Below are 12,102 nucleotides of genomic sequence, written 5' to 3' on the forward strand. Positions count from 1 at the left end.
CATCAGCCGAGTTGCTGCTTGAGCAGGGAATTGTGATGGTTCATCAATTCGCTAACAGAAACAATGCCAAGAGCCTTCATTAGTGACGTCGAATTGTCCAGCTCTCTGAGTTCTGAACTCCGTTTTCACCCTTATGAAGCAAGGCCCCGCTGTCACTTACCCTCGATCAGGACCTCATTGACGCGATGACCTAGTCCATGCAGAGAATTGGGCTCCCCGATATCAAGGCGGTTTCCGAATTTCGAGAAGATAGATTTTCGCAACGGATGTGGCCACCTCAACAAGGCCCATATGGCGTTTTCGCCTTCTCGGAGTCCTGCTGGCTGAACGCCTTGCGCGTTTCTCGATCTAGCCTATGTGACATGCAGTTACGACGAGGGAAAGGAGGCCCGCGAGCAGGCCTCCTTCTGGCGTTTACATGGCTGCGCCCCCGGATACGATAAGCGTCTCGCCCGTGATCCAGCTCGCCTCGTCAGATGATAGGAAGGATAGGTAAGCGCCTCTAGGAGGCAGTCAATTTGCAGGCCGGAAGTGAATTCGCTGTCGCCGACTCCCACTCCGATGCCATCGCAGGCCGACTATACAGGTGCTGCATAAGTCCTATTCGGCACCGTCGCCTACCGACTGATTTACCTCGTCAATAACTTCTCCTTCGACGCCAACGATGGCGACCAACAGAAGGAATTGCGAATATGGGTAAGCTGAGTGGAAAGACAGCCCTGGTGACCGGAGGGAGCAGCGGCATCGGTCTGGCAATCGCCAGGCTCTTTGTCGAAGAGGGCGCGTACGTCTACATCACGGGCCGCCGTGAAGGACAGCTCGAAGCAGCAAAGGCCGAGATCGGTGGAAGCATTGCAGGTGTGCAGGCCGACTTGACTAAGCTCGATGAGCTCGATGACCTGTTCGCCCGCATCAAGTCCGAAAAGGGCAGCCTCGACGTTGTCGTCGCGAATGCTGGCATGGTCGAACTTCAGACGATCGCAGAGGCTACGCCGGAGCACTTCGATCGTACTTTCACAACGAACGCGCGCGGGACCTACTTCACCGTGTCGAAGGCCATCCCGCTGCTGTCAAAGGGGTCATCGATCGTGCTCGTCGCCTCCGGCATGCACTTGAAGGGCTTCCCTGCCTACGGCGCTTATGCGGCCACCAAGGCGGCGATCCGTTCGTTCGCTCGCACGTGGGCCGCTGAACTGAAAGGCGAGGGTATTCGCGTCAATACACTCAGCCCCGGCCTTATCGAGACCCCCATCATTGCTTCGCAGTTCCCCGACCAGGAGCAGGCCGATGGTGTGCGCGCTTACTTCCGGGAGATAGCGCCGCTGGGTCGTGTGGGCGAACCGATCGAAATGGCGAAGGCCGCGCTTTTCCTCGCGTCGAGCGACAGCAGCTATTCGACGGGCATCGATCTCGTCGCCGACGGCGGCATCACCTCGCTTTAAAACGAGTTCGGCAATGCGTGGCGCCACTTGGCGCCGCGCTTACTGCCTACCGCCGATCTTCGAGATGACGAAGTCCACGAAAGCGCGAGCAGCAGGCTTCGGTGCTTGGCCGCTCGGGAACAGCGCATGCGCTGAGATCTCGCCAATGTCCCAGTCCGTCAGCAGTCTCACAAGGCTTCCATCATTGATTTCCTTCTCCAGGCTGGGAAGACTGGCGACTACTATGCCGAGTCCGGTAGCGCCTGCGTTGACGGCAACTTCTGCTCCGGTGATCGCCAGGTTCCCGCTAATCTGCGTCGAGACCTCGCGACCTTCCTTCTTAAATGTGATGCTTTTTCCCGCCGCTGGTCCGGCAACGACGAAATCGTGAGCTGCGAGATCCGAGGGTGAGAGAGGCGTTCCCTTGCGTTCGAGATATGAGGGTGCCGCAGCCGCGACGAGCGGCCACGTTCCAACGCGGCGGGCGAGGGCGCTGCTGTCTGAAAGCTTTCCGAAGCGCAGGACGATATCGACGTTTTCAGAAATTAGATCCTGCCGACGGTCATCGATCACCAGCTCGATCCGAAGATTCGGATGCTGGCCGGCGAAATCCGGGAGGTTCGGAACAAGGATCCGCGAGGCCACGATCGACGACACGCCGACTCGCAGCGTTCCGCGTAGCTCCCCGGTACCACGGACTGCGAAGTCCGCTTCTTCAAGCGCTTCCAGGATGGGCTTGATTCGCGCAAGATAGTCTGCGCCGGCTTCGGTCAACGTCACAGCTCGCGTCGTTCTGACGAATAGGGTGGCGCCGAGCTGCTCCTCAAGGATGGCGATGATGCGTGATGCGGTCGGCTGCGTTAGATTGTGTTCGCGAGCAGCCTGCGAGAAGCTTCCGGTCGCGGCTACCCGGACAAAGAGTCGAAGCGCGGATAATTGGTCGGACATCGTAACTCCACTCACAGACGCCCGACGCCCTTTTGACATCAAGGAGTTGGCCTGCGTTGCCGAAAGGTAGGGGGTCGCGAGCACCGCGTCAAAAGACTCTACCGCTGAAAATACCACGAAGCATGCCGAGGGTTGGAAACAACTCCTTCGGGTTCAGGCGTTGGGTGAAATCCGGGTCGACGTCCGCGTAGGCCACGGTGCCGGATTTGTCGATGACGAAGCGGCCGGGAATAGCGAAAACCGCGTGATCTCTGAGCAGCTCGGCCGACAGCGCGGGATGCTGGACGGCCAGTTGCAGAGGGATCTGCCAGCGGAGACCGTATAACTCCCCGACTCTGCCGTCTTCATCGATCAGTAGCGGGTAGCTCAGCCCAAGTTCGCGCGAGGCCTCCGCAAGCTCTTCCCGGCTGCCAGACGAAACGCCGAAGATTGATGCTCCGTGTTTCCGGATATCATCCGCAGCGGCCTCCACGGCGGCGAGCTCCGCCTTGCAGCAACTGCACCACGTTCCACGAATGAAGACAGCCAAGAGCGGCCCTCCGGCCAGAGCTCTTTTCGACGACCGTGTGTTGCCGTCACTGTCCTTCAGAGAGAAGGCTGGCGCTGGTTCTCCGGCCAAGAGGAGCCGTGAAGATCGGCCATGAGCAAGCACAGCCGCAATGCCGCTTCTGGCGGCGTCGGTGTTGGACTGTATTGGTGAATTCGAAGGCTCGGCTGTTGCCGAGGTCGGATACTTTTCCATGCGCCGAAGGTAATGAATGGCGCGAAAGTGAATAGCAGTTGTTAGCGGATAGGTCATATTCGGGAGACGTATGGGCGGCTCAATAAACTCATTCGCTTGCCCTAACATATGCTCACGAGTGACCTGCCCGGACGAACCTGGGAGCACGGCTTTCCACCATCTGGCACGGCCAATCACCCTACCACCGGAAGCAACTAGGAAATCGGCCACAGGCCAGTGGTTTAAGTCAGATCGCCCGGCAGCAACAGGCACTAGTGTGTAAACGCGCCCGGACGGTTTTCCGGGCGCAGCACGGTGGCGTTCGCCCGCTTGGTAGCCTGATCTCGCAGATCTGCAAGGCGATGGGAGGTCGACGAGACGCCGAGCTTGGCTCCGTTCTGGGTTTCAAATGAGCTGATGAGAAGTTCACGCACAGCAGGGTCGTCGGCCTCGGTGCTGAGGCGGAGCTTCAATTCCGACACCATGTTCTCCTCGTATCCTCTCGAAGTCAGATAGCGCAGTCGCTGATCCCTACAAAGCACAAAAAGCCGCTCAGTGGATCGGAGCCGAAGATCCACGTGAGCGGCCAGTTGCTGTTTCGAACAGTTAGTGGAACGGAACCCAGAGGGTCTTTATTTCCGCGTTGAGCAGACCAGACTTTACAGTCGGGTCGTCGGTGCCGATCTTGGTAGCTTCTTCGAGGCTGTCGACTTTCAGGATTGTAAAGCCGCCGTCTTCGAGCTTGCCGTTAAGGCCGCCTTCTTCCTTCATGAAAGGACCACTCAGTACGACCAGACCCTTGTCATGCAGGGAGCTGACGTAAGTCACGTGGTCCATGAAGCCAGGCTGCTCGTTGTAAGGGGTGCCATCGACCCACTTAGGGCCCGGTCTCTGGAAGACGACGTAGTAATGGGGGCCTTCTGCATCGATCATTTTACTCTCCGTCGAGCGCTGCTGCTGGGGTTTTGAATTGCGGTTGCGTAGTAAAAATAAGCCTGCGGGCTGAACTCGGTAGCAGGCGGCACCGCATATCATTCATACGAAAGGCGAATGAGCCGAGCCGAATTTCTGCCGCGGTCAGGCGATCGGGCGGAAGCCCGAAAGGTGACCCAGATCACCTTCAAGCCGAACTGGAGCAAACATGCGAAGGCCGTCCCTTTCCGGCGAAACGACGACATGCTTGCCGTCATGCTGGCAGGACTGATCGTCTTCTCGGGCAACGACATTACCGACAATCTCGCAGACAAGGCCCGCCGCCTCGGCATTCCGGTCTGGCAGGCACGAAAAGACGGCGCGTGAGTGCCGGATCCCGGGGAACTCTATGCGGGAGGCCTGGCGCTCGTGCCAGTGTCTATCGGCCCGCCTGTTTTCTGAAATTCGCGATCATGTTCGCCGAAACATCCTGCGCGCAACACAGCGGCGCATTACCGCCCCCCTTGCTGTAGGCGCTTCTTCGGCCACACGGTGTCCACGGCGAACGGTATTGTAGCGGCAGGCGCGTGCCCAATCCTGTCGTGGCCGAAGCGGCCTACCATAACACCGACGCTTTCGCGAAATGTAAAAATCTTTTCGCGGCGAGGGAATAGAGCACTCGGCCTATCCGTATACGTCAACATGAAAGACAGAAAACGTAGGTTCGACATGTTCGGCCAAATGGCGGTTCCTGGCCACCGCATCCGCTTTCCTGCCCGTTGCCTTCCGAGGACATCCGACACCCCTTCCGCGATCGGGACTCTTTCCGAACTCTCGCCGTTTCAGGGGCGCCCTCGCTTCCCCTGATCGTCACCAATATCGGCCACCTGCCGCGCTCGGTGTCATTGGCGAGTGCAACGCGAAACCAAGTGACATTCCAAGGAGATGACCATGGATCGTACTGATCAGCAGGCCATAGAAGGCCTGTTTTCCAAGCTTGCCCATGTCGAGCAGCAGTCCGGCCATCGTGACGCGGATTCCGACCGCGTCATCAAGGACCGGATCGCACAGCAGCCCGGCGCACCCTATTATATGGCGCAGACCATCGTCGTGCAGGAACAGGCACTCGAAGCCGCACAGCGCCGGATCGAGGAGCTGGAAGACCAGAATGCGCGGGGCCAGAGTGGTCAGCAGCGTGGCGGGTTTTTCTCATCAATGTTTGGGAACAACTCAGCGCCACAGCGCCCGATGTCGCAGGCGCCCGCATACGGTCGAGCCTCTGCTGAATCCCCATGGGGCGGCCAGCCGGGCATGATGGCGCGCGGCGGTGGTGGTGGCTTCCTCGCCGGTGCCGCGCAGACTGCGATGGGCGTTGCAGGTGGCGTCCTGCTCGGCAATGCGATCGCCGGCATGTTTGCCGGCAATGAGGCTCAGGCCGCGCAATCTGACGCTTCCGAGCCCGAAGCCGCCGACGAGGGCATGGATTTCGGCGGAGACGAGGACATCTGAGTCGACCGCTCGAATGTCGAGCCGCCGGGCGCCTCCCATCCTCCCAAGCTCCGGCGGCTCGACGCCATAAATAGCCATTGACCGACCTTGGAAGAGCGGTTTGGTGATGGAAGCGTGCGCGCTACGACCACGCAAGCATCATCTTATTCCATGTACGTCCGTTTTTGGCGACGACGACCCGTGTCGAGAAGTGCGAATGTTGCCGACCGCCGGCGAGGTCAACCCTCGCGCGGGTGGCGATGTAGTCTGCCGGTGGGATCGAGTACCTGCTGCTGCGGTACTTGGTCGGCCCTAAGCGCGCGGTCACGCGGAAATTGGAGGCAAGCATGGTCGTTTGGCTCCTTGATCGGATCTCGAACGCGCACATTGGCTTATGACTTCGTGACCCCTTCGAAAGCCCGTCAGCTGTCGCTCCGACGGTCCGCCCCATTCCGAAGCGTTTCCAAGCACCAACGCGGTGGCTGCTCGGCCCCGTCCTGTATTGTGAAACGCCTGTCATGACGAGAAGTCGCGGGAAGAAAGTTGCCTGCCAGTGAGCGACCAAACGGGCTGGGCAGATCTTCTCTTGCGACCAGCACACAAAGCCCCGCCACAGCCACTATGGCGCTTGCTGAAACGAACACAGCCCGGGCATCACCGCCCGGGCTGGCGCGGTTTTGGCTCTGATCAGAATTCCGACCATTCCTGCTGCAGCTTGTTGAGCGCTGCATTGCCGCGTGCGGCAGCCGCCGGGCGAGAGACAGGCGCTGACGCTCTAACCGGGGCTAGCGCCAATGTCCTGGAAGGACCCAACGCACGGTGTCCGGCGGTCGCTGTTCCTCCATCGCCGGTCTGGAAAGTGCCGAGCAATTCGCCCAGACGGCTGCTTTCTTGCGCGAGACCTGTGCCGGCGGCGTTCATCTGCTCGACCATTGCGGCGTTCTGCTGCGTCGCCTGGTCCATATGATTGACTGCGCTGTTGATCTCCGACAATCCCATAGACTGCTCTTGGGCGGCAGTAGCGATAGCGTCCATGTGCTGGTTGATCTGCTGCACGAGTTCTGCAATTGCGGTAAGGCCTTCGCCGGTGTCGTTGACCAGGCGTACGCCCTCGCTGACAGCGACCTCTGAATTGCCGATCAGGCTTTTAATCTCCTTCGCGGCACCGGCGGAGCGCTGCGCCAGCTCGCGCACTTCCTGAGCGACGACGGCAAAGCCCTTGCCGGCTTCACCGGCACGTGCAGCTTCCACCCCGGCATTCAAGGCCAGCAGATTGGTCTGGAAAGCGATTTCGTCGATGACGCCGATAATCTGGCTGATCTGCCTGGAAGACTGCTCGATCTTGCCCATGGCGCTGACCGCATTGTTAACGACCTGGCTTGAGTTTTCCGCGCGAGACCGGGCACCGCGCACGAGATCGCGGGCGTCTCCGGCACGCTGGGAGGTCGACCGCACATTGGCTGTGACCTCCTCCAGTGCAGCGGCCGTTTCCTCGAGCGAAGCGGCTTGCTGTTCAGTCCGCTTGGAGAGATTGTCGGACGCTTGCGAGATCTCGACGCTGCCGCTGCTGACCAATGACGCAGCCTGACCGACGCCCCGCATGGCGTCGCGAAGCTGCTTGACTGATGTATTGAAGTCGTGACGGAGTGCCTCGAACTGCGACGCGAGAGCCGTATCGATTTCACAGACGAGGTCGCCGGTTGCGAGACGGCGCAGGCCTGCAGCGAGCGAGCCTGTTGCCTGTATCAAGCGTTCTTCGGCTTCGGCCTCGGCGCGCCGCTGCACCTCGATACGCTCGCGCTCTGCGGAAACCCGTGCCTCTGCCGTTTGCTTTTCAAGTGCCTTATTGCGGATAGCAGCCTGCTGGAAGACTTCGACGGAGCGAGCCATTTCGCCAATTTCGTCACGGCGAGCGATACCGGCCACCTCGATCTTCAGATCGCCCTGCGCCAAGGCCGCCATCGACTGCGTGATGACGCCGATCGGCTTGGTGACGCGGAAGATGATGACGCAGATGCCGACAACACTGACGGTAGCAGCGGTGAGGAAGATCAACGTATAGAGAATGAGCTGGGCGAATGCCTGAGACTGGCTGGCCGCGGCTGCAGCCACCATGCCGTCCGCTGCAGCGGCCGCAGTATTGGTGATGAAGAGAAGGGCGTCATTGCCCATCGGCCGCCAAACGTCGAGGGACATCGGCGCCATTTGGCCTGCAGAAAATGTTTCGAGAAGTGCCGCGCGCTTGGGAGCAAAATCGCCCCCGAAATAGCCGGTCTCTGTGGCCTGGTAGGCGTCCTTTATGATCTGCAGCGTGTCCTTGTGGTTCACGAGGACGCCGACCTGCTTCCAGGCAAAGGCTACGGCATAATCGTTGAGCTGGATCTTGCCGAGCTCCGCAGCTGTCATCGTCGCGCCTGCGCCAAGCGTGATATTGAGCTGGAGGTTCGATGCCCCCGCAAGCGCACGCGTTGACCATGCCAATGAGCGGATCTGGATCATTGCCGTCATCGACGGATCGCTTTCGCGGATTCGGGCTTCGATTGCTGTCGAGCCGGTTTCCAGCGCCGTCAGCAGCTCCTGTCCGAGGTTAAGGGCATTGTCCTGCAGTCCGGCGTCACGGTCTGCCAGCTTTTTCGTCAACTGATCATCAAGCTTTGCCCGAAACGCCAGCACCCGGTCAAACGTGTTCATGACGTCGGCAATCTGCGCTTTGATCGCGTTGTCGTCGATATCGGCATAGATCGCCTTGGCGCTAGCCATGGCGCTGTCCACCAGCCCGCGATCCTTTTTCAGCGAAGCCAGCGTGCCGGCGAGTGCGTCGATTTCCATGTTTGCTGCGGATGAACCATCACCGCGCTCGTTGCGAAAGGTCGCAAGTGTCTGGAAAAGTGCGCGGTCAAGAGCGGTCAGCTTCGATACGTCGCGGAAAACCTGCTCTTTGTTATATGCGTCCATCGCGGATGACGCGGTGAGCACACAGATCACCGCGCTCAGAAGAAGGAATATTCCAACCAGGATATTACGGATCGATAAAATCACAGTCGCCTCACTTGCGTTGCGGCTGACGTCTCGCTGGTGCGCGCACGACAGCTGAATGTGCTGGAACCGCTCGCGTCGATGCTTCAAAAAAGACAATCCGCTGGCCGCCGAGTTCTTACTCGTTCGCAGGCTCATCATGGCCAGGTCCAATAGTGTCGCAGGATAAATCTGGTTTCATTGAAACAGCATTAAGAAAATTAGAAATGTGAGCGCAATTGCGCGCAATAGAGCAGGAGCGGCCTTTCACGATCGCGCGGTCAGGATTTTGAGCGAAGTCAATCTCTCGGCCGAGATTGCCCGGTCGGTCGCCGGCAAGACGACACGCAGGATTGCGATCGGTACCGTTTATGCGGCGATGATCGGGGTGCTGCCGGTGTTCCTGTCGCGCATTGCCCGCAAATATCCCGATATCCGGAACTGGAGCCGTCGTGAAAGCCCGCTTCACGTGGGCAAAAGCTGTGAGCATGACGCTGGACCTGCGTCTAGGGGCGGTGGGGGTTTCCTCTGGTTCGCACCGACTCCGAAAGCAGTGGATAACATCTGCAACTCGCTGCCACTGAGAGGGCATCGGGATAAATTGTCGTCTGGATTCTCGACCTGATGAGATTTCGTGACATCATTCAAGTTCATTCACGCGGCTGATCTTCACTTGGGGAGTCCTTTTCGCGGGCTCTCCGTCAAGGACGAGCAGCTTGCTGCGATTTTCGCGAAGGCAACCAGAGAAGCATTCTCGCTTCTGGTCAGTCGCGCGATCGAACTTTCGATCGACTTCATGATCATCGCGGGAGACATCTACGACGGGGACTGGAAGGACAACAAGATCGGCCTGTTCTTCAATCGTGAAATGGGCAGGCTCCAGCGGGCAGGTATTCCTGTCTTTCTGCTCCGCGGCAACCACGATGCAGCAAGCGTGATCACGAAGACGATCACGCTCCCGGCCAATGTGCATGAATTTTCGACAAGCAAGCCCGGCACATTCCGGATCGAGGAGAAGAAGGTCGCCCTTCATGGCCAGGGTTTCACAGACCGGGCGGCTTTCGATAATCTGGCAATCACCTATCCATCTCCCGTTGGTGGCTGGTTCAACATCGGGGTCCTGCACACCTCGATGACCGGAAGAAACGGCCATGAATCCTATGCGCCATGTTCGGTCGATGACCTGCGGTCCAGAGCCTACGACTACTGGGCGCTCGGCCACGTCCACGAATTCGAAATCGTCTCTAACGACCCGCTGATCGTCTATCCGGGAAACCTTCAGGGCAGGAGCATCCGCGAACAAGGAGCAAAAGGCGCCGTGCTTGTGGCGGTGAATGACGGTATCGCTTCAATCGAAAGGCTGGTCGTCGACAGTGCTCGTTTTTCCGCCATTGCGGTTGAGATTGGCGAGGAGGATTTGCCGATTGATGTCTTGCGCAAGGTCGAAGAGACAGCGCGGCGCCTGTCCGATGAATTCGACGAACGACCGGTCGCAGCACGCGTTCGATTTACGGGCACCTGTGCCTTTTACCTCGACATCGCCGGCAAACGGCTTCAGTGGCAGGACGAGGTTCTGGCGGCGTGCCAGCGAGCCTATGAAGATCTCTGGATCGAAAAACTCGAGCTGAAGCTCGCCTTGCCAATCTCCGTCGAGGCCCTCGTTCCAGCCGCATTCGGATGTTCGGTGATTGCTGACGGCGACGATGCCCCAATGTTTGCAGAGATCGATGCCGTTGTTGCAGAGATCGTCACGAAATTGCCCGGTGGCTTGGCAACCGAAGATCTGCCACTCGGGATATCGAACGTCGATTTGCTCAAGGAGGCGCGCGAGCTTCTTTTGGCTCGAATGACGTCTGCAGGTTGAGACATGCGCTTCGATAGACTGGATCTGCTGCGATACGGTTCTCTGTCCAACCGTTCTCTGTCGTTTCGACCGGGCGCCAAACTTCATATCGTCTACGGCCCGAACGAGGCCGGCAAATCCACGGCTCTGCGTGCCCTGTCCGATCTACTGTTTGGGTTTGCCAATGAAGTCGCGGGTCTGCACCGGTTTGAGCCGCCGCACCTGAGGGTCGGAGCAACGCTGACGAGGCGAGATGGCGCATCCCTCAGTTTCCGGCGTCGTAAAGGCCGCAAGGCAACGTTGGTGTCGGGCTCGGACGACGAGAAGGCTCTCGCCGACGACATCCTGGCTCCCTTCCTCGGCTCCGTGAGCCGAAGGGTCTTCGAGCAGGCGTTCGGTATGGATTCGGCGCGGCTGCGGCAAGGCGGGCTCGAGATGACTGAGGGTGACGGCGAAATCGGGCGCATGTTGTTCTCCGCAGCCTCCGGATTTACGGGTCTGACCGAGTTGCGTGCGAAAATCGAGTCAGAGGCCGATGCCATATTTGGTTCGAGGAAATCAAAGGATCGAAGCTTCTATCAAGCGCTCGACCGCCATGAGGCGGCACGCCACTCCGAAAAAGGCAACGAACTTAGAGCGCCCGATTGGAAACGTCTGACCGATGAGTTTCGGCTGGTCGAGGGTCAACTCCTTGCACTCGACGGCGAACGCTTAGAAACCAAGACACGCCTCGATCGATTGCAGCATCTGCGCACACTCGAACCACTGGTGGCGGACGTTGACATCGAACTCATTGCTCTGAGTCAATTCGATGAGATCAGCACCGTTTCCGATGAGGTCGAACGCCGCTTGGCGGAGTTGCTCGCAACTCTTGATACCATTGCCGCGCAAGAGGCAGCCGCCGGAGACGCGCTCGAGCGCATCGAGACCGAACTCAATTCACTCAGTCCCGAACCGCTCTTCCTCGCGCAAGGCGATCGGATACTTGCCCTTTTTGCTCAGAAGGGGGCGTATGCCCAGGCGAGGGGCGACATTTCCCGGGTGAAAGCGGAGGTGGCTGACTTTGATCTCGATCTCGCCGGTCTCGGCCGCCGGGCCGGGCATATTGGATCGATCGAAGCACTTGTCGAGGCCCAGCCTACGGACGCTCAGATCGCGCAGCTGAACACCCTCGTTCGCGAGGGAAATGAATTGCGGCGAGCGGCAGCTGATCTTCGACAACGGCTGGAGCAGCAGGCAGCCGATCTACGTCGAATGGAGCGCGACGACGGCGCTGGCGAATTTCGTGATGTCCGAGCGCTTCAGGAACGGTTTGCTGCCCTTCAACCAGATATCCGGATCCTGCAAGGAGAAGATCAGGCGGATGTCGCAGCGGCTCGCATCCGCCTTGATATTGCGGAGGCAAAGGGCCGGCTGATTCCGCCGGTAGTTGATCTCGAGATTCTCTTGTCCAGTCCGTTGCCGGATGAGGTGGAGCTGGAAAAACACCGACCGGCTCTTGTCGCTGCAGCTGACAAAGTGGCTCGCTCGCAAGAGAGATTGGTCGAGCGATGCCTCGAGCGCGATGAGGTCACAGGGCAGCTCCAGGAACTCGAAAGCGACGGACAACTCATCACGCGGGGGATGATCGAGGAGGCAAGGGCGGTGCGCGACGCAGCCTTGGTCGAGTTCCGACAAGGCGGACCGTGGGACGACGTGCTTTCCGGCACCATCGTTGCAGCAGACGAGCTCGCGGACGGGGCACTGTCCCAGGC

General features: G+C 59.3%; 9 protein-coding genes and 2 pseudogenes. 6 read left to right on the forward strand and 5 right to left on the reverse strand.

The window, feature by feature from the left end:
- The first annotated feature begins 692 nt into the window (after positions 1–692).
- Positions 693–1,442 carry an SDR family NAD(P)-dependent oxidoreductase gene (locus tag AC1D35_RS32595; protein WP_477941978.1) on the forward strand — a complete coding sequence of 250 codons (750 nt, stop codon included), beginning with the start codon at positions 693–695 and terminating at the stop codon, positions 1,440–1,442.
- 39 nt (positions 1,443–1,481) lie between these two features.
- Here AC1D35_RS32595 and AC1D35_RS32600 read toward each other — a convergent pair whose 3' ends face one another.
- The 4 genes from AC1D35_RS32600 to AC1D35_RS32615 all read right to left on the reverse strand — a co-directional run bounded on the left by AC1D35_RS32600 (position 1,482) and on the right by AC1D35_RS32615 (position 4,023).
- Positions 1,482–2,369, reverse strand: coding sequence for a LysR family transcriptional regulator (locus AC1D35_RS32600; protein WP_477941980.1), 888 nt, complete (start codon positions 2,367–2,369; stop codon positions 1,482–1,484).
- Between the two features lie 88 nt (positions 2,370–2,457).
- Positions 2,458–3,219, reverse strand: coding sequence for a peroxiredoxin-like family protein (locus tag AC1D35_RS32605; RefSeq protein WP_477941993.1), 762 nt, complete (start codon positions 3,217–3,219; stop codon positions 2,458–2,460).
- A gap of 143 nt (positions 3,220–3,362) precedes the next feature.
- Entirely contained in the window at positions 3,363–3,572 is a 210-nt protein-coding gene (locus tag AC1D35_RS32610) for a hypothetical protein (RefSeq protein ID WP_477941982.1), read from the reverse strand.
- Between the two features lie 124 nt (positions 3,573–3,696).
- Positions 3,697–4,023: a YciI family protein gene (locus AC1D35_RS32615; RefSeq protein ID WP_477941984.1), complete on the reverse strand. Its 327-nt coding sequence runs from the start codon at positions 4,021–4,023 to the stop codon at positions 3,697–3,699.
- Between the two features lie 156 nt (positions 4,024–4,179).
- Between AC1D35_RS32615 and AC1D35_RS32620 the strand changes: the two are divergent.
- Both AC1D35_RS32620 and AC1D35_RS32625 read left to right on the forward strand, forming a co-directional pair.
- Positions 4,180–4,389: pseudogene (locus tag AC1D35_RS32620) on the forward strand (hypothetical protein); the annotation flags it as partial.
- 564 nt (positions 4,390–4,953) lie between these two features.
- A complete protein-coding gene (locus AC1D35_RS32625) occupies positions 4,954–5,511 on the forward strand; it encodes a DUF2076 domain-containing protein (RefSeq protein ID WP_477941986.1) in 558 nt (185 codons plus the stop codon).
- A gap of 666 nt (positions 5,512–6,177) precedes the next feature.
- On the opposite strand, the gene AC1D35_RS32630 is transcribed toward AC1D35_RS32625, so the two are convergent.
- The gene (locus tag AC1D35_RS32630; protein WP_477941988.1) at positions 6,178–8,529 is read right to left on the reverse strand and encodes a methyl-accepting chemotaxis protein; all 2,352 of its coding nucleotides are present in this window, start codon (positions 8,527–8,529) and stop codon (positions 6,178–6,180) included.
- A 223-nt stretch (positions 8,530–8,752) separates the two neighbouring features.
- Here AC1D35_RS32630 and AC1D35_RS32635 point away from each other — a divergent pair.
- From AC1D35_RS32635 to AC1D35_RS32645, 3 genes and pseudogenes are all read left to right on the forward strand, one after another.
- A pseudogene (locus AC1D35_RS32635) lies at positions 8,753–8,944 on the forward strand (LysR family transcriptional regulator); the annotation flags it as partial.
- A gap of 195 nt (positions 8,945–9,139) precedes the next feature.
- On the forward strand, positions 9,140–10,369 hold the full coding sequence (locus AC1D35_RS32640; RefSeq protein ID WP_477941989.1) for a metallophosphoesterase family protein: 1,230 nt from the start codon (positions 9,140–9,142) through the stop codon (positions 10,367–10,369).
- Positions 10,370–10,372: 3 nt separating this feature from the next.
- Positions 10,373–12,102: ATP-binding protein (locus AC1D35_RS32645; RefSeq protein ID WP_477941991.1), on the forward strand; the 1,730-nt coding region annotated here is incomplete at its 3' end.

The sequence above is a fragment of the Rhizobium sp. P1_E6 genome (assembly GCF_056405875.1).

Bases quoted from the DNA above. Each gene is read 5' to 3' on its own strand.
- AC1D35_RS32595 (WP_477941978.1), top strand. From the start codon at position 693: ATGGGTAAGCTGAGTGGAAAGACAGCCCTGGTGACCGGAGGGAGCAGC.
- AC1D35_RS32600 (WP_477941980.1), bottom strand. From the start codon at position 2,369: ATGTCCGACCAATTATCCGCGCTTCGACTCTTTGTCCGGGTAGCCGCG.
- AC1D35_RS32605 (WP_477941993.1), bottom strand. From the start codon at position 3,219: ATGTTAGGGCAAGCGAATGAGTTTATTGAGCCGCCCATACGTCTCCCG.
- AC1D35_RS32615 (WP_477941984.1), bottom strand. From the start codon at position 4,023: ATGATCGATGCAGAAGGCCCCCATTACTACGTCGTCTTCCAGAGACCG.
- AC1D35_RS32625 (WP_477941986.1), top strand. From the start codon at position 4,954: ATGGATCGTACTGATCAGCAGGCCATAGAAGGCCTGTTTTCCAAGCTT.